General features: G+C 57.6%; 12 protein-coding genes. All 12 read left to right on the forward strand.

Translation table 11 applies throughout. The annotated features are described in order from the left end of the window. Positions 1 to 10: 10 nt before the first annotated feature. The 12 genes from I9187_RS17865 (at position 11) to I9187_RS17920 (ending at position 17,213) form a co-directional block, all read left to right on the forward strand. Positions 11 to 1,195, forward strand: a complete 1,185-nt coding sequence (locus I9187_RS17865; RefSeq protein ID WP_171177114.1) for a cytochrome c peroxidase — start codon at positions 11 to 13, stop codon at positions 1,193 to 1,195. Positions 1,196 to 1,200: 5 nt separating this feature from the next. After that, positions 1,201 to 1,770: an arsenate reductase (azurin) small subunit gene (locus I9187_RS17870; protein ID WP_171177111.1), complete on the forward strand. Its 570-nt coding sequence runs from the start codon at positions 1,201 to 1,203 to the stop codon at positions 1,768 to 1,770. Between the two features lie 14 nt (positions 1,771 to 1,784). Next, positions 1,785 to 4,466, forward strand: a complete 2,682-nt coding sequence (locus I9187_RS17875; protein ID WP_171621072.1) for an arsenate reductase (azurin) large subunit — start codon at positions 1,785 to 1,787, stop codon at positions 4,464 to 4,466. 141 nt (positions 4,467 to 4,607) lie between these two features. Next, on the forward strand, positions 4,608 to 6,818 hold the full coding sequence (locus tag I9187_RS17880) for a HEAT repeat domain-containing protein (RefSeq protein WP_171177107.1): 2,211 nt from the start codon (positions 4,608 to 4,610) through the stop codon (positions 6,816 to 6,818). A 14-nt stretch (positions 6,819 to 6,832) separates the two neighbouring features. Continuing rightward, the gene (locus I9187_RS17885; RefSeq protein ID WP_171238294.1) at positions 6,833 to 7,318 is read left to right on the forward strand and encodes a hypothetical protein; all 486 of its coding nucleotides are present in this window, start codon (positions 6,833 to 6,835) and stop codon (positions 7,316 to 7,318) included. Next, the gene (gene glp / locus I9187_RS17890) at positions 7,311 to 8,555 is read left to right on the forward strand and encodes a gephyrin-like molybdotransferase Glp (RefSeq protein WP_171177103.1); all 1,245 of its coding nucleotides are present in this window, start codon (positions 7,311 to 7,313) and stop codon (positions 8,553 to 8,555) included. The genes I9187_RS17885 and glp overlap by 8 nt, the downstream gene beginning before the upstream one ends. 107 nt (positions 8,556 to 8,662) lie before the next feature. Further along, a complete protein-coding gene (locus tag I9187_RS17895) occupies positions 8,663 to 9,394 on the forward strand; it encodes a response regulator transcription factor (protein WP_171235114.1) in 732 nt (243 codons plus the stop codon). A 238-nt stretch (positions 9,395 to 9,632) separates the two neighbouring features. Beyond that, positions 9,633 to 10,883 (forward strand): sarcosine oxidase subunit beta family protein, encoded by a 1,251-nt coding sequence (locus I9187_RS17900; protein ID WP_171177099.1) that lies wholly within the window; start codon positions 9,633 to 9,635, stop codon positions 10,881 to 10,883. Between the two features lie 12 nt (positions 10,884 to 10,895). Further along, positions 10,896 to 11,183 (forward strand): sarcosine oxidase subunit delta, encoded by a 288-nt coding sequence (locus I9187_RS17905; protein ID WP_171177097.1) that lies wholly within the window; start codon positions 10,896 to 10,898, stop codon positions 11,181 to 11,183. Beyond that, positions 11,180 to 14,134 carry a sarcosine oxidase subunit alpha family protein gene (locus tag I9187_RS17910; protein WP_209940285.1) on the forward strand — a complete coding sequence of 985 codons (2,955 nt, stop codon included), beginning with the start codon at positions 11,180 to 11,182 and terminating at the stop codon, positions 14,132 to 14,134. Before I9187_RS17905 ends, I9187_RS17910 begins: the two co-directional genes overlap by 4 nt. Further along, positions 14,127 to 14,690, forward strand: coding sequence for a sarcosine oxidase subunit gamma (locus I9187_RS17915; RefSeq protein WP_209509362.1), 564 nt, complete (start codon positions 14,127 to 14,129; stop codon positions 14,688 to 14,690). The genes I9187_RS17910 and I9187_RS17915 overlap by 8 nt, the downstream gene beginning before the upstream one ends. A 696-nt stretch (positions 14,691 to 15,386) precedes the next feature. Further along, positions 15,387 to 17,213: a BCCT family transporter gene (locus I9187_RS17920; RefSeq protein ID WP_171177091.1), complete on the forward strand. Its 1,827-nt coding sequence runs from the start codon at positions 15,387 to 15,389 to the stop codon at positions 17,211 to 17,213. Positions 17,214 to 17,321: the final 108 nt, after the last annotated feature.

The following is a 17,321-nucleotide window of genomic DNA, read 5'->3' on the forward strand; positions in this document are numbered from 1 at the left end:
GAGTGGACCCATGAAAGACCTTAAGTCTTACCTTTCAGGCACAATCGCCACCGCTGCCCTGTTTGCGGTCCTTGGTTCGCAGGCTATCGCGGAAACCAGCATGGAGATTGAGGCCGGCATCGGTGGGGCAGACCCCGACCCTGATGCGCCGCTTGTGGCATTGGGTGAGCCCCCAATCCCGTTGGACAACCCCCAGACCGAGGCCAAGATCGAACTGGGCAAGATGCTGTTTTTCGATCCCCGTCTGGGCGGTAACCCATCGACCCCGTGTTCGTCCTGCCATCTGCCGGACGTGGGCTGGGATGTCGAAGCCCCGATCTCGTTCGGCTATCCGGGCACGACCCACTGGCGCAACAGCCAGACCATCGTGAACTCGGCCTATTACGGCAAACTGTTCTGGGCGGGCTCAAGCAAAAGCCTTGAAAGCCAGGCCAAATCCGCCGCAGGCGGTGCGGTAGCAGGCAACGGCGAGGCCGACATGATGGAGGCGCGTCTGGCCTTTGTTCCCGAATATGTCGAACGCTTTAACGATGTCTTCGGTGATCAATGGCCGCGCATCAGCAACGCATGGCGGGCCATCGCCGCGTTTGAGCGGACCATTGTTCAGACCGACACGCCCTTCGACAACTATCTGCGCGGGGATGATGCGGCGCTGACCGAGGAACAGAAACGCGGGCTTGAGCTGTTTACCGGCAAGGCGCAATGTTCCGAATGCCACAACGGCGCGCTGCTGTCGGATGAGAAATACTACAACACCGGCGTGCCGCCCTATAGCGGCTGGGAAGATGATGGTCTGGCACAAGTGACCTTCCGGTATGAGCTCTATGCCAAAGGCTCGACCGAGGATTTCTATCGTCACACCAAAGACGACCCCGGCTTCTATTTCCGCACCAAGGAAAAGGCCGATCTGGGCAAGTTCCGTACACCATCCCTGCGCTACACCCTCTACACCGAACCCTACATGCATAACGGCATGTTGGAGACGCTCGAGGATGTGGTCGAGTTCTACAATCAGGGCGGCGGCGAAAATGAATTCGCAGCAACCAAATCCGATCTGATCCAGCCGCTTGGCCTGAACGATCAGGAAAAAGCGGATCTGGTGGCCTTCCTGAAATCCCTGTCCGGTGACGAGATTCTGGTCGAAGAACCTGATCTGCCGGATTACCAGCCGCTTCCCGCGGCAGCAGAGGAGTAAGCGTCATGAAAGATCATAACGCAACCGGATGCAGCTGTTCGGGTGAGGCCAAAAAGGCCTGCACCGTGAACCGCCGCCAGTTCCTGTTCGCCTCGGGTGCCACGACCTTTGCCGTGATGGTGGCCATGCCCACCCGTCACGGCCAGGCCGAACAGGTTCCCGCCCTTGTATCCACCTATCCGCGCAAGCTGATCGGCAAACTGTCCGAACTGAAACAGGATGAGCCGGTCGAGTTTTACTACCCGGATGAGGGCGATTATTCGGACTCGATCCTGGTCAAGACCGGCGTGGAAAGCGGCGGTGGCATCGGTCCGCAAAAGGACGTTGTGGCCTTCAACCTCACCTGCACCCACCAGGGCGGGTCGATGTATGACAGCTACAAGCCCGAACATAAGGTGCTGGGCCCGTGCCCGCTGCACCTGTCCACCTATGACGTGACACGGCACGGCATCCTCGTTTCGGGGCAAGCCTACCAGTCTTTACCGCAGGTTCTTTTGGAACTGGACGGTGATGACATCTACGCCGTTGGCATGTTCGGCCTGATCTATGGCCGTTACGACAACCTGATTGCATAAGGGGAGACGGTATCATGGCAACCCCGTATTACGTACCCGAAACAAACGTCCCGCTGCCGCCCAAAGGCGCCGAGGTCATCTCGACCGCCTGTGATTACTGCATCGTGGCCTGTGGTTACAAAGTCTACCGCTGGCCCGTGACGGCCAAACCCGGTGGCCCAACTGCGGACGAAAACGCGTTTGGCGAGGATTTCCCTGTTGCACCTCTGGGTGCCTGGGTCGCGCCGAACCAGCACAATATCGTGCTGCACAAAGGCCAGCCGCACCATGTGGTGATCATTCCTGACAAGGACACGCAATACGTCAACACTGACGGCGACAGTTCCTTGCGGGGCGGGTGTATCGCGCAGAAATGCTATAACCCGCAGACACCGACACGCGACCGTCTGAAGACACCGCTGATGCGGATCTACGGCACATTGATGCCAGTTCCGTGGGATCTGGCGCTGGATGTGGCGGCCGAGGTGGGCAACCACGTCATCGCCAAGCACGGCACCAACGCTTATGGCGTGAAAACCTTCAGCTATCAGTATATCGAGAACACCTATGCGATCTCGAAATACGCGCTGCGCCATATCAACACCGCCAACTTCACTTTCCACGACACGCCGTCCGATGTGACCTCGACCCCCGGTTTCAGGGATGCGGGCTTTGACAACTTTGGCCCCTCCTATGAGGACTGGCGTGACGCGGAAACCCTGCTGGTCTGCGGCACTGATCCATATGAGACCAAGACTATCCTCTATACCCAGTGGATGATGAAGGGGATGCAGAACGGCCAGAAAGAGATCTATCTGATCCCGCGTAGCTCGGCCGGTGTGGCCCATGCAGTCAAGATGGGTGGTCTGCATATCGATGTTCTGCCCGGTACCGACTTGCTGGTCGTCAACGCCATCGCCCGCGTCATCGTGGAAAATGGCTGGGAAGACAGCGACTGGATCAAGAAATGGGTCAACAACAAATGGGAAAGCTCCTCCGGCTTTGGTCAGGGCACCCGGAACACGCCATGGCAGTGGCGCACGACCTGGGGCAAGTTCCAGACCAAAGGCTTTGAAGACTGGAAAGAGTGGCTGCTGTCGCAAGACGAGTTCTCGCCCGAGAACGCAGCCGCCATGGCCGAAATCGATGTGCAGAAAATCTATACTGCCGCCGAATGGCTTGCCAAACCCAAGGCGGATGGCACGCGGCCCAAAACCTCGGTCATGATCGAGAAAGGGTTCTACTGGTCCAACAACACCGGCAACACACAGGCGATTTCCGCGCTAGGCATCATCTGTGGCTGTGGTGGTCGTCCGGGTCAGGTCATTGGCCGGGCCGGTGGACACCAGCGTGGCGGCGTGAAGGGCGGGAAATATCCGCGCAACAAATCGCCCGAGAAGCTGCCGGGTCGCCGTCGCCGCGCCATGGATACCGACCGGTACCTGATCGCAGGTCATACCCGTATGGCCCACGTGATCGGCACCACATGGATCCAGGCCATGTGCGGCAGCCAACAGCTGGCCGACAAGTTCGAGGAACTAACCGTTCGCAACCCGCACCAGATCGCCTCTTTCGACAAGCAAGAGATGATCGACACGTTGAAGGCCCGCGCCGACAGCGGTGGCATGGTGGTGATCAACCAGGACATCTATCTGCAGGACCCGATCGGCAACCGCTACGCCGACATCGTGTTCCCCGCAGCGACCTGGGGTGAAGAGGACTTCTTGCGCGCCAATGGTGAACGCCGTCTGCGTCTCTATCAGAAGTTCTATGATGCTCCCGGTGCGGCAAAACCCGACTGGTGGATCATCGCGCAACTGGCACAGCGGATGGGTTTTGACGGGTTCGACTGGCAGAGCTCGAACGAAGTCGCCGAAGAAGCCGTGCGCTTTACCCGCGGGTCGCGCAAGGACTTCCACGCTGTCTATCGTTTGGCCAAGAAAGAGGGCAAAGGCCTGCACCAGAAGGTCCGTGAGTTTGGCACTGATGGTGTGCAATGCCCGGTCATGCTGGATGCCGATGGCGTAACGCTGATTGAAACCAAGCGTCTGCACGACACAACCCGCACGCTGCCCGATACCGGTGCAGCCGGCGCGGATGTGTTCAACAAGAAGCTGACGCATTTCAACAGCCAAACCGGCAAGTGCAACATTCAGAAATCGCCGTGGGGCCTGTTCTCGGATTATTGGGAATGGCTGAAACCCAACAAGGACGAAGGCGAGCTTTGGGCCACTTCGGGTCGTATTAACGAACGCTGGCAGTCCGGCTTCGACGACCGTCGCCGCCCGTATATCGTGCAGCGCTGGCCGGAAAACTGGGTCGAAATCCATCCCGACGATGCGGCTGAACGCGGCATCGAAAGCGGCGACTATGTGATGGTGTATTCGGAACGCGTTCCGGGCAACAAACACACGCTGCTGGGTGTGGAGGGCGATGACTTTCAGTTCTCGAAACTAATGGAGAACGGGCATATCGAGTTGACCAAAGCGGCGATCACCGCCGTGGCCATGGTCACGCCCGCCATCAAGAAAAGCGTGGTCTACATGGACTTCCTGCACATGCAGCAGCCTGCGAACGCGCTTGAGGGCCGGATCGTCGACTGGATCAGCGGCAACTACAATTACAAGATGGGCGTTGCCAAGCTGCGCAAACTGGGGCCGAGCCCCTACAAGACCTCGTTCCGCACGATGTCCTTTGCGCCGCGCGATATCGCCTGATGAAAGCATGCCGGGGGGCGGACGCCATGCCGCCCCTCTGGTTCGGTCCCAGTGCAGAAGGGACCACCTGGAAGGCAGGTATCGGTTGGGAAACCTGCCTTCCACTTCCCAACCCTCCCAACACAAACATGGCAGCTTGATATGAACATTCAGACCAATACCGCCCTGCGAGATGAGGCCACCGGCCTGTTTTCCGAATATGCAAAATCCGAATATGACGTCATTCGTCTGCGAGCGATTCAGGCCCTGACCACCATAGGCGCCAGCAACAGCCCGGCCCTGATCGAAGCGCTGCTGGACGACGATGAGGACGTCCGGCAGGATGCCGCCCAAGCTCTGGGGGCATTGGGTGTGAAAGAAGCAGCCCCGCAGCTACTTGAGAATCTGATTCACGATCCCTGTGGCGAGGTCAAACTGGCCTGCGTGACGGCCCTGGCCGAGCTTAAGGCCGAAGATGCCGCGCCTTACCTGCGCACCCTCGTCACCGGACGCGGGGATGAGATTACATGGGATGAAGACGAGTTGCACCAGGACGAATGGGATGACTGGCTCGACACCCAGATCGCTGCGATCAGGGCGCTGGGGCAGATGGCGGATGCGACTGCGATTGAGCCCATTGTCATTGCTTTGATGGACGAAGACGGGCAGGAGTTGGGCGATGTTGCCTGCGAGGCTTTGGGACGGATTGGCGTACCAGCCGTGCCAACTCTGGGCGTTTTCACACAGTCTTCAAACCGCCGCCTGCGCCACCGCGCCCTACGTACCCTGGCAACGATTGGTGGTGCCGAAGCCGAAGGTCTTCTGCGCAAGGCTTTGAATGATAAGGATGGAGCTGTTCGTTTGATTGCCCATGAGGCACTGATGCCCAACGATCCGGTTTTGGTCGAGCAAGCATTGACGGACTCAGTGGAAGAAATTCGGATTGCCGCGCTCAATCAGTCCGGTTTTTCAGAACCCGAACTGCTGGACCGTATGATGCGTGACCCCGGCGCCAAGGTTCAAATGGCGCTGATCGATCGACTGGATCGTAGCCAGCCTATCGCGGATCAGGAAGACTTGCGCTGGCAAGTGCTGGACTTCCTTGCCACCGGTCAACAGCCCGAGGTATCGGCGCAGGCGTTGGGCCTGTTGTCAGCTTTGGCGCCGACTTTGGTGGCGGATCGCCTGAATGCGCTTTTTTCTGTTGAAAGCGATGACCTCAAGGCTGAGCGCCTGCAATGGGCTATCGTAGATGCTCTTGCAACTTCTCCCCTGCGCGAAGCGGCTGAATGGTTGCAGCGTGCATGTCGCTCTCCCTTCCGGTCCGTTCGGCTCAAGGCTGTGGCGTCACTTGCCTTGATTGTTACTGATGTGGATCGCCCGCATGTGAACCAACAACAGGGCCGAGAGTTGCTGCTGTCCTTTGCGTTGGCCCCGATGCCAGTGGCCTCGGAAAAAGAGGAGACCGAGGAAGACGCCCCGCAGAACGATATCGCCGCGCTGGAAGATGCTGGGCTGGACGTCTCAGAAGGGGGCGAGAATGGTCCAACATCAAGCCTCGGTGCAATCCTCGGCCATGACGCTATCGCCGCTGAGATGACACAAGAGGCCGAGGAAGACACGGTTCAACCCCTGACACCGCGCGAGCAGGCGCTGTTGGCCAAGGCAACCCGTCATCCCAAGCGCCGTCGCGTCGCGCTGGACGACGACGCCGAAGCGCTGGACAGAGAGACCCGCATGTCCGCCATCCGCCTGTTGGGCGAAATTCGCGGGATGCAGATCATGCTTGCTCAGATCGCCAAGGACCCCGAAAGCGATATAGCACAACAAGCCTTTGCAGCGCTTGGCGTTTCAATTGTGCGCAACGGGCTAGAGCTGGGCGAAGCGCAACTGATCGATCTGATCACTCAGGGGCTTTCGCACACAGATTCAACACTTTCGCTGCAAGCATTGAAATTGCTGCAAAAGGCCGATCTGCCACCGCAAGACGCGCTGAGAGGTAAGTTGCGGGCGATGGTAAAAACCGGAGACACCGCCTTTCGCATCGATGCCATGCACGTCCTGACCCAATGGGATGGCACCCCCGACGTGGCGCGTAGCCTGCTGGATGACATTTCGGCCCCGGTGCGGCAAGCAGCGATGCGTCTTTTGTCGGTAACTGCTCCGGATCAGGCAGGCGCTGCTATTGTGCCGTTCCTTCTGGCCAACCCCGAGCAACGAATCCTGACCTATGTCAAAGACGACGCCCCTGCAGTGATGTCCATTGGTCGCCAATTGCTGACCGAGTTGCGCGACGAAGACCACCGCGCCGAATGGCCGGTAATGATAAGCGCGCTGGCCGATTTGTTGGGGGAACCTTCACGGGCGGCCTGAACCCGGAGGGACAGATGGTATTTTCGCTGAAACCATGTGCAGCGATTTTGGCAGGGGTATTGGCATTTGCTCCTGTCGCGAAGGCCTCGGATGTTCCCGAGGTTGCCGTTGTGCATCAGATCATCGATTTGAACGCCGATACCCCGGCGCATACCTTTCGGTTTGAACCGAACCTGTTGCGTGTCCCCGCTGGGGCAACCGTGCGTTTCAAAGGGTCTACTGGGCGTCACACGGTAACGTCGATTATCCGAATGATCCCCGTCAGAGCCCGTAGTTTCGAGATCAGAGGCAAGCCCGAGATGGACTTGACCTTCGAGAAAGAGGGTGTGTATGGCATCCGCTGCCGCGTGCATGGCCGCCATGGCATGGTCATGCTGCTGGTTGTCGGCGATCCCAACTCGAACCTGGAAGAAGCGCGCGCCTATCTGCCCAAACTCGGCGAGGCTGAGCAGGCTGGATTTGAAGCGCTGTTCGAACAATTGGAGAACAAAAATGGCTGATGGATGCGCCTGTGACCGCCACGCTCACATGTACCTATCTGTCGATCAGGCACAGAACCGCGGTTTGGCCGTTTCTGATCCGTTGACCGACACGGAAACATTGCCGTTGATTCAAGCGATTGGACGGGTTCTGGCAGAGGACTGTGTCAGCAAGGTCGACATGCCAGCCTTTGATAATTCGGCGATGGACGGCTATGCGGTTCGGACTCAGGATCTGAGCGATGGCCCACTGTTCGATTTGCCCGTCGCTGGACGTATTGCAGCTGGCGACAGCGGCGCGCATTCGGCCCCGGCAGGCAGTGCACTGCGCATCTTCACTGGTGCTCCGGTTCCTGATGATTTCGACGCGGTGCTGATGCAGGAGGACTGCGAGACGACCGAAACCGGCATCCGGTTCACCCGCCGCCCGAAACCAGGGCAGCATATCCGCCGCGTGGGCGAGGACCTGAAAGCAGGTGCCCCGATCTTGCGCCGGGGATGCGAGATCACGGCGCGTGAAGCAGCCGCTTTGGCCTCGGCCGGGTACGGAGCGGTGAAAGTGGTCCGCAAACTGAAAGTTACAATCTTCTCGACAGGAAGCGAGTTGAAGCAGCCGGGCGAAGAGTTGGGCCCCGGCCAGATTTACAATTCGAACCGCTATATGCTGTTGGCATTGTTGGACAAGCCGTGGATCGAGCTGACCGACAAGGGCCCGGTTGAAGACAACCCGGTCTTGCTGGAACAGGTCTTGCGTGAAGCCTGTGAAACCTCTGATCTGATTATTACCACGGGTGGTGTATCTGTCGGGGATGAAGATCATATGCCACGCCTATTCGCGGAAATAGGCGGCCAGACTGATGTGATGAAGGTTGCGATGAAACCCGGAAAACCGATCATGTTCGGACGGCGAGAGGGTGCTTTATATATCGGGCTGCCGGGTAACCCGGTGTCTGCCTATGTGACCTGGCAGATCATTGGATCGCAGATGATGGCGCGGCGGGCCGGGCTGCATCGCACGCCTCAAATGCCAGAGCAGGCGGTTCTGGCCGAGCCGCTTCAGCGCCGCGCGGGTCGTCAGGAGTATCGCCCGGTCCAGATCGAAGGCGTGTCCGTAGAAGGTGCGCCCCGCCTTCGGTTAATGGCCCCATCCTACAGCGGGCGCGTCGCACTGTTGGCGCAAGCCGACGGTTTAGCCATAATTCCGGCAGAGATCGAAGCCATGCCCGAGGGGCAGGGGCTGCATTTTTTGCGGTTCTGATGCCGTTTGTTGCGAGGAATTCTGTTACCGTTCGCGGCTTGCACGACCCAGGTGGCCGCCGGTACAACGGATCAGCGCCAGCCTGTAAAAAACGCTAGAAAGCCATTATGGTCAAAGAACATATTCTTGTAGTTGATGATGATCCCCAGATCACCTCGTTCTTGCAGAGGTATCTGGAGAAGCAGGGTTGTCAGGTCACCTGTGCGGCGGACGGCGATGCGATGGATGCGATCCTGGCGCAAGGTGGCGTGGATTTGATCCTGTTGGACATTGGCCTGCCGGGACGCAGTGGTTTTGACATTACCCGCCAGTTACGGGTCGAATCGAATATTCCGATCATCGTTTTGTCGGGCCGCGACGACATTTTTGACCGCGTTGTAGGATTGGAATTTGGTGCTGACGATTATATCACCAAGCCCTTCGAAGCGCGTGAAGTGCTGGCACGCATCCGGACTGTGTTGCGTCGAAGCCGCGGGGACGAGGACGTGAGCTCTGCAAATGGGTCTGGGTCTCCACTGATCATGTTCGGCGACTGGGTTCTGAACCCTTATGAACGGACGTTGACATCCAAAGACAGTGGTCAGCAAACGCCTTTGACCACAACGGAATTTGATGTTTTGCAGGCGTTTGTCCTAAGCCCGCATATTGTGTTTTCCCGTGATCAGTTGCTGGACAAGGCGCGGGGCCGGGACACTGTCGTAGGCGACCGAACAATAGACGTTCATGTTTTGCGTCTTCGCAAGAAGATCGAGCCCGACCCGACCGACCCCACATATATCAAGACGGTTCACGGTATCGGATATTGCTTTGCGGCGAATGTGCAAAAGTCCGGGGCGTGAAGCGCAGGGCTTTCCGGGCGTCAGGTGGTGCTAAGACACCAGCTCTTCTGCTTCTTTCTTTGAGCTAATGAACTATTTGGCGAAAAGAAGGACTTGCGTTTTAATTTCTGCGGCGAACGTTCCCTGAACATCCTAAATTTGTCGCTGTTGTTAAAGTGCATGACGGAATATGCACTGACAGAGGCGATTGGAGTGCGTCACGATGCGTTGGTGCACAGAAAGTTAGGAACACTTCCACATGCGGTATTCGGCGCTCGCTATTTTGCGACAGGTTCTGAACGGACACAGGGGCTGGGGCCCCGCGTGGCGGGATCCCGAGCCGCAATCGGACTATGATTTTATCGTCATCGGTGGCGGCGGTCACGGTCTGGCAACGGCTTACTATTTGGCGAAGGAACATAATGCAGCCCGCGTTGCAGTGTTGGAGAAGGGCTGGATCGGTGGTGGCAATGTGGGCCGGAATACCACGATCATTCGAGCCAATTACTTGCTGGACGGCAATCAGCCGTTCTATGAGTTGTCGCTGAAACTCTGGGAGAACCTTGAGCAGGACCTTAACTACAACGCGATGGTCAGTCAGCGTGGCATTCTGAACCTGTGCCACACGGATTCACAGCGCGATGCGTATCGCCGTCGGGGCAATGCGATGATGTTCACCGACTCGGGGGCCGAATTGCTGGACACCGACGGTGTGCGTGCGATGTATCCGTTCCTGAATTTTGATGATGCACGTTTCCCGATCCTCGGCGGACTGCTGCACCGCCGCGGTGGTACAGCGCGGCATGACGGAGTGGCCTGGGGCTATGCCCGTGCAGCGGACCAACGCGGTGTCGATATTATTCAGAACTGCGAGGTCACTGGATTTCGCATCGAGAACGGCAAGGTTCTGGGTGTTGAAACCACGCGGGGTTACATCGGCGCCAAGAAAGTGGGCGTTGCAGTTGCGGGTTCGTCCGGCCGGGTGATGGCCCATGCGGGACTGCGTCTGCCGATCGAAAGCCATGTGCTGCAGGCCTTTGTGTCCGAGGGGCTGAAACCAGTTTTGGACGGTGTGATCACCTATGGGGCCGGGCATTTCTATATCAGCCAGTCTGACAAAGGGGGGTTGGTGTTTGGTGGCGATATCGATGGCTACAACACCTATGCACAACGCGGCAACCTGCCGGTGGTCGAAGATGTCGTTGAAGGGGGTATGTCCCTTATGCCGATGATCGGCCGAACACGCCTGCTGCGCATGTGGGGCGGAGTGATGGACATGTCGATGGACGGGTCGCCGTTTATTGACCACACCGGTGTAGACGGTCTCTATTTCAACGGCGGTTGGTGCTATGGCGGCTTCAAGGCAACGCCGGCCTCGGGCTTTTGCTTTGCGCATTTGATGGCCACAGATCGCCCGCATGAAGTCGCCACCGCGTATCGTCTCGACCGCTTCAGAACGGGTCGAATGATCGACGAAAGAGGCGCGGGCGCGCAACCGAATCTGCACTGAGGAAGCCAGGACATGATCATTAATCACCCACTGCTTGGCCCGCGTGATGCATCCGAGTTCACCTATCTGGGCGATGCCGCGTTGATCGAACGGCCAGATTGGCAGTCAGAAACGGCGCAAGACGAATTTCACGACTATGTCTACTTGCGAGACAACCCTGCGGGGACGCATCGCGAGCTTTGGTTTCATGAGCAGGGGGACCGGTCCTGGCTGGTGGTTACCCGCAATACAATGACGCATGAAATTCTGGCAACGGAACTGGCGCGGGATGTTGCCCGCAAGATGGGGCGCGGGAAATGACTCAGAAAAATCGCTTGCAAGGGGGCTTGGTCGACCGCTCGAAAAAGCTGTGTTTTACCTTCGATGGGAAGTCATACGAAGGGTATCAGGGCGACACGCTTGCCTCGGCCCTTTTGGCCAATGATGTGCGGTTGGTTGGCCGATCTTTCAAATATCACCGACCGCGGGGTGTTCTGGCGTCGGGTTCTGAAGAACCCAACGCGCTGGTCGAATTGCGCACGGGCGACCGACAGGAACCCAATACGCGGGCAACGACCGTTGAGTTGTTTGACGGGCTTGAGGCGCGCTCGCAAAACCGTTGGCCCTCTTTGGCGTTTGACGTACTCTCTATCAATGACCGGTTGTCTCCTTTTCTGACGGCGGGGTTCTACTACAAAACGTTCATGTGGCCCAAAGCGTTCTGGGAAAAGCTCTACGAACCGATGATCCGCCGGGCCGCTGGTCTGGGCAGCCTGTCGCAAAAGGATGACCCGGATATTTACGATAAAGGGTATCTGCATTGTGACGTGCTGGTGATCGGGGCGGGACCTTCGGGCTTGATCGCCGCTTTGACGGCGGCTCGTGCTGGAGCAAGGGTCATTCTGGCTGATGAAGACAGTCAGATGGGCGGTCGCTCGCTAGCCGATAGCGACAGGTTCGAGGATGTTTCGAATTCCGATTGGGTCGCGCAGGTTCTGGGCGAGCTGGCGTCGATGGACAATGTCCGCCTGCTGACGCGTACCACCGTGTTTGGTGTGTATGACCATGGCATCTTTGGCGCGCTCGAGCGCGTGTCGGATCACCTTGCTACGCCCGAGGTGGGCAAGCCGCGTCAGATCCTGTGGCGGATCTACTCAAAAAGGTCGGTGCTGTGCGCCGGTGCGACCGAGCGGCCCATCGCGTTTGCGAATAACGATCGTCCGGGCATTATGCTGGCAGGCGCGATGCGTGAATACGCAAACCGCTGGGCAGTGACGCCGGGTCAGCGCGTTGCAATCTTCACAAATAACGACGAAGGCCACTTTGTTGCGCAAGACCTGATCCGCGCCGGTGTTAAGGTTGTCGCCGTGATTGATCCCCGTCGCGATGTCACGCGCATTGCAGAATGCGAGTTGCTGGCGGGTGCACAGGTCACGGATACGCAGGGCCGACTGGGCCTGAAAATGATCACCGTGCAGCTGTCTGATGGTAAAACCCGGCCGATTGAAGTAAGTGGATTGGGCGTCTCGGGCGGGTGGAACCCAAATGTACAGCTGACATGCCACCAGCGCGGTCGTCCCCAATGGTCCGAGGAACTTGCGGCTTTCGTGCCTTCTGCTGATCTGCCACAGGGCATGAACGTGGCAGGGGCAGCAGCCGGTGATCTTACCACAGCTGGCGCGTTAGTTTCGGGCTGCAACGCAGCGCTTACGGCGCTGGAGGGGCTGGGGCTTAAAGCCAGCGCAATCGATCTGCCAAAGAGCAATGACGAGGCGGTTCGGATCACGCCGCTATGGCATGTGCCTGGCAAAGGCCGCGCCTGGCTGGATTTCCAGAACGACGTGACTGTTAAGGACGTTAGACTTGCCGAACAGGAAGGGTTTCGCAGCGTTGAACACCTGAAACGGTACACCACGCTTGGAATGGCGACCGATCAGGGCAAGACGGCTAATGTGGGTGCTTTGGCCGTGATGGCCGAGATCACCGGCAAGAGTATTCCAGAAACCGGTACTACCATATTCCGCCCGCCGTATTCTCCGGTGTCGCTGGGAGCTTGGGCCGGGCGCTCGGTCGGCAAGGAATTCAGGCCCACCCGTCTGACGCCCAGCCACCAATGGGCTGAAGAACAGGGCGCGGTGTTTGTCGAAGTTGGCCCCTGGCTGCGCGCACAATGGTTCCCGCAGTCCGGTGAAACCCATTGGCGTCAATCGGTAGACCGCGAGGTTCTGGCCGTGCGCAGCGGCGTCGGTGTTTGTGACGTGACCACGCTGGGTAAAATCGACGTACAGGGCACCGATGCAGCGGCGTTTCTGAACAAGGTCTATTGCAACGGGTTTGCCAAGCTGCCCGTGGGCAAGACCCGATATGGGCTGATGTTACGCGAAGATGGTCTTGTTATGGATGACGGTACCGCCGCGCGTTTGGCCGAGGACCATTTTGTGGTGACTACGACGACGGCCAATGCCGTTGGTGTTTATCGCCATATGGAATTTGTGCATCAATGCCTGTTCCCGGACATGGACGTGCAGCTGATCTCGACCACAGACGCCTGGGCTCAGTTTGCCGTGGCGGGCCCGAAATCTCGAGAGCTGTTGCAGCAAGTTGTTGATGACACATTTGACATCAGCAATGAGGCATTCCCATTTATGGGTTGTGCAGAAATCACCATTGCAGGCGGTGTCCCCGCCCGACTGTTCCGCATCTCGTTTTCCGGCGAGTTGGCGTTTGAGCTGGCGGTTCCCACCCGGTACGGCGACGCATTGATCCGGCATCTGATGGAACTTGGCAAACCCTTGGGTGTAACCCCATACGGGATGGAAGCCTTGGGCGTATTGCGGATCGAAAAAGGCCATGTCACGGGGAATGAACTGAACGGAACCATCAGCGCCCATAATCTGGGTATGGGGCGCATGGTTTCGACCAAAAAAGACAGTATCGGCGCGCCGCTCAGCGCGCGCGCGGCTTTGGTTGATCCCGAGGGTCTGGCGCTGGTTGGCATTCAACCCGTTGAGAACTCTGACACTGTGTTGGCAGGGGCGCATGTCTTTGCCGAGGGTGCACCGCATTTGCGGCAGAACGATCAGGGCTATGTCACTTCAGCAGGATACTCTCCACACTTGTCCAGCAGTATCGGTCTTGCCTTTGTGGAACGCGGATCGCAACGTCTGGGTGAAGTTGTTCAGGTTGTGAGCCCGGTAGACAATTCGAACATCAAAGCAACCCTTGTCAGTGCCCATTTCGTTGACCCTGAAGGAGACAGGCTCCGTGCGTGATTTTGTTGCCAAGACTGCCTTAGGCGGCATTGAGCCCCGCAAAGATGTGATTGGATCGCTTACCCTTCAGGAACGAGATGATATCGCCCTGGCTTCAATCTCTGCCCGTTTGGGTCAGGAAGAAGCGCTAAAAGCCAGGCTAGAGACCGTGTGTTCCGTTGTCGCTCCAAAGCCGGGGCGCAGCGAACAAGGCGAAAACAGAAGCTTGCATTGGTTGGGTGCTGATCAAAACCTGTGTGAAGAAGCGCTTTCCGGCCCGTTGGTCTTGGCCCGTCGGCTCGTGGATGAATTGGCAGGTGTCGCCTCGGTCACTGATCAGACGGATGCCTTTGTGCGGATGGACGTATCGGGTCAAGGCGTAGTCGATCTGTTACAACGCCTGACCGTCCTGGATGTTGAACAGATGCTCGCCGGGGCTTTCAGTCGTACCGCCATTCACCACGTGGGATGCTTGCTGCGTTGCAATGAGGCTGGGATGGCCTTTTCGGTGTACGCGCCGCGCAGCTATGCGATCTCAGTTCACCACGCGTTGGTTGAAGTATCCAAGGCTTTGTAGGCGGCGTGCTGGGATGCTTGCTCGCAAGGGCGTGAAACGGATTTGGGTCGCGCCTAAACGCGCCTGCGCCCGATCAGACTGAACCAGGCGTTTCCATGCCAGCGCTGTACTCGCCTCATTGCGCGCGGCCTGTAATACCAATTCATAACTGTGCATGCGGGGTTAAACAGGAATTTCACCCTGAAAACCTATGTCGCGAAAACAAGAAGGCCCGGTGTCCAAGTGTTCTCATGCTCTTCAAGGAATACCAGGCGCCACTGAGAGCCCAACAACAACTGTCTAAAACCTCAGTGACGCGTTGCAGCGCTTGATGGTGTCGCTAACACTAAAATGAGCGAATGTGTTAGTCGTATACTGAGGTGTAAGTGTCGCCTTTTTGACTGAGCTACCCTCACCTAGCATATATTTATTCCAAGTTGAAAAACGCAAAAATATTTGTGCTTGCGCGCTTTGGTCAAGCGGCTTCAACGTATGCCGGAAAATCCAGAGGCGTATGCAAGTGGTTAAAAAACCGGGAGAAGATAAACGGTAAGCCATGCAGCCAAGCGTGGTCAATTGACCGTAGCTCAAATCTGAACTGTGCAAGGTTCTCAGTTGATCTGGCCTGTGGAGCAGAGCGTTTCGCTTAGTGACCCGGGAAATCAACCTGCTCAGTTACATAATCCAAAACGGCATACGCAAGGAGGAGCACCCAACATGTCGATACCTGAACCTTTTACGGACGTTGAAATAGAAACGGCGGATGCCGGTTTCTATGAAAACTACAGCGTCCCGATTGCCCTTATCAGTAAGGCGATCATGGTTGGCTTGGTTTTGTGGGCTCTGGTTTTCCCCGCAAATGCGAATAGCACGCTGGGCAGCCTGAACGGACAGTTGCTCGAAGTTTTCAACAGTTTCTATGTCGTAATTGTAGGCCTGTTTTTCTTCTTCCTTGCCATCGTGGCCATCATTCCGGCAACGGGTCGCCGGGTCATGGGTACTCCTGGAGAAAAACCTGAATTCTCGAATTTCTCATGGTTTTCCATGATGTTTGGAGCCGGTCTGGGTGTAGGCCTGATGGTGTTCGCCACAGCAGAACCGCTGGGCCTTTGGGGATCAAACCCCGTGGTCGTGTCTGGAGCGGTTGAAGGCAACACGCCTGAAGCCCTGCAATCGGCTTACCGCTTCACCTACTTGCACTATGGCTTCCATGCGTGGGCGATCTACGTCGTGACTGGTCTGTCGCTGGCCTACTACGCATACACGCGCGACATGCCGCTCACGATCCGCTCGGCGTTGACACCGCTGTTTGGTCGTTTCGTCAACGGCTTTTTCGGCCATGTGGTCGATGTTTTGGGCGTTGTTGCAACGATCCTAGGTGTGTCCGTTACTATCGGTTACGGGGTCAGCCAGTTTATTGACGGCGTCTACGCCATCACCGGTATGGGCTGGGTCATGGATCTGGGCGGAGAAGTTCCGACTCCCAGCAAAGTTGGCCTGATCACCGGTCTGATCGTCATCATGACGTTGTCGATCATCTCGGCTGTATCGGGTGTTGGCCGGGGTGTGAAATACCTGTCGAACCTGAACCTCGTCCTGTCGATAATCCTGCTGGGCACATTTATCGTATTCGGTTCGTTTGTCTTTGCCATGACCACATATGGCTCAGCGATGATCGACTACATCCTTCACTTCCTGTCGCTTAGCTTTAATGCCTACGGCCCCCTGTCGGCCGAAGCATTTGCTGCGGCTCTACCCGCCGAGGCGCAAGCTCACGCAGCAGACCTGATGGGTGGTGCAACCAACGCCTGGGGTAGCTTTGACGGCTTCAAGGGCGGGCTGGAAGGCGCAGCAGCCGAGTTGGACGAAGCGACCTTGGCCGCAGCTTATGCAGCCGGTGAGCAAGGCCGTCAGTTCGGTTGGCAGGCTGGTTGGACTACCTTCTACTGGGCCTGGTGGATCGCGTTCTCGCCCTTTGTGGGCCTGTTCCTGGCGCGTATCTCCAAAGGTCGCACTGTCCGTGAGTTCATCCTGGGCTGCGTGTTCGCACCGGCACTGGTCTGCTTTGCATGGATGACCGTATTGGGCGGTACTGCGATTGATTTGGAACTGGCAGGCGCCGCTGAAGGTGCGATCATCGGGGCATCGAACACCAACAAGCTGTTCGTGACGCTGTCCTACATGATCGACGGTGGTTTGCTGTCTATGCTGAACGTCATGTGCGTGATCCTGATCATGACCTTTCTGGTCACGTCTGCTGACTCGGGTATTTTGGTGATGAACACCATTATGTCCGGTGGCAGCCAGGAAACGGGTGTCAAGCACCGCATTATCTGGGGCGTGATCCTGACGGCAGTGATCGGTGCGCTGATCCTGGCAGCGGGTGAAAACAACCCGATGGATGCATTGCGCAATGCCATGATCATTGGCGCGCTGCCGTTCACAATGGTGATGGGTCTGATGTGCGTTTCGCTGGGCAAGGCATTGTTCCGCGACAGCCAGCGCGACAAACACGGCACTGTAAGCACACAGGCTGCTGAGTAAGCCCACGATTTGTAGATCGTTTGGTCAGGCCGCTCTGTCACGGGCGGCCTGACTTTTTACGTAAGTTCCCGCGCCAGCTTTGAGTTTCCGCAAAAAAAGCCCCGGGGC

This window comes from Ruegeria sp. HKCCE4148, assembly GCF_017872495.1.
Taxonomy (GTDB): domain Bacteria; phylum Pseudomonadota; class Alphaproteobacteria; order Rhodobacterales; family Rhodobacteraceae; genus Ruegeria.

Excerpts from the sequence above, each read along its gene's own strand:
- I9187_RS17895 (WP_171235114.1), top strand. The coding sequence starts at position 8,663 with ATGGTCAAAGAACATATTCTTGTAGTTGATGATGATCCCCAGATCACC.
- I9187_RS17865 (WP_171177114.1), top strand. The coding sequence starts at position 11 with ATGAAAGACCTTAAGTCTTACCTTTCAGGCACAATCGCCACCGCTGCC.
- I9187_RS17885 (WP_171238294.1), top strand. The coding sequence starts at position 6,833 with ATGGTATTTTCGCTGAAACCATGTGCAGCGATTTTGGCAGGGGTATTG.
- I9187_RS17905 (WP_171177097.1), top strand. The coding sequence starts at position 10,896 with ATGATCATTAATCACCCACTGCTTGGCCCGCGTGATGCATCCGAGTTC.
- glp (WP_171177103.1), top strand. The coding sequence starts at position 7,311 with ATGGCTGATGGATGCGCCTGTGACCGCCACGCTCACATGTACCTATCT.
- I9187_RS17880 (WP_171177107.1), top strand. The coding sequence starts at position 4,608 with ATGAACATTCAGACCAATACCGCCCTGCGAGATGAGGCCACCGGCCTG.
- I9187_RS17875 (WP_171621072.1), top strand. The coding sequence starts at position 1,785 with ATGGCAACCCCGTATTACGTACCCGAAACAAACGTCCCGCTGCCGCCC.
- I9187_RS17870 (WP_171177111.1), top strand. The coding sequence starts at position 1,201 with ATGAAAGATCATAACGCAACCGGATGCAGCTGTTCGGGTGAGGCCAAA.
- I9187_RS17910 (WP_209940285.1), top strand. The coding sequence starts at position 11,180 with ATGACTCAGAAAAATCGCTTGCAAGGGGGCTTGGTCGACCGCTCGAAA.
- I9187_RS17920 (WP_171177091.1), top strand. The coding sequence starts at position 15,387 with ATGTCGATACCTGAACCTTTTACGGACGTTGAAATAGAAACGGCGGAT.
- I9187_RS17900 (WP_171177099.1), top strand. The coding sequence starts at position 9,633 with ATGCGGTATTCGGCGCTCGCTATTTTGCGACAGGTTCTGAACGGACAC.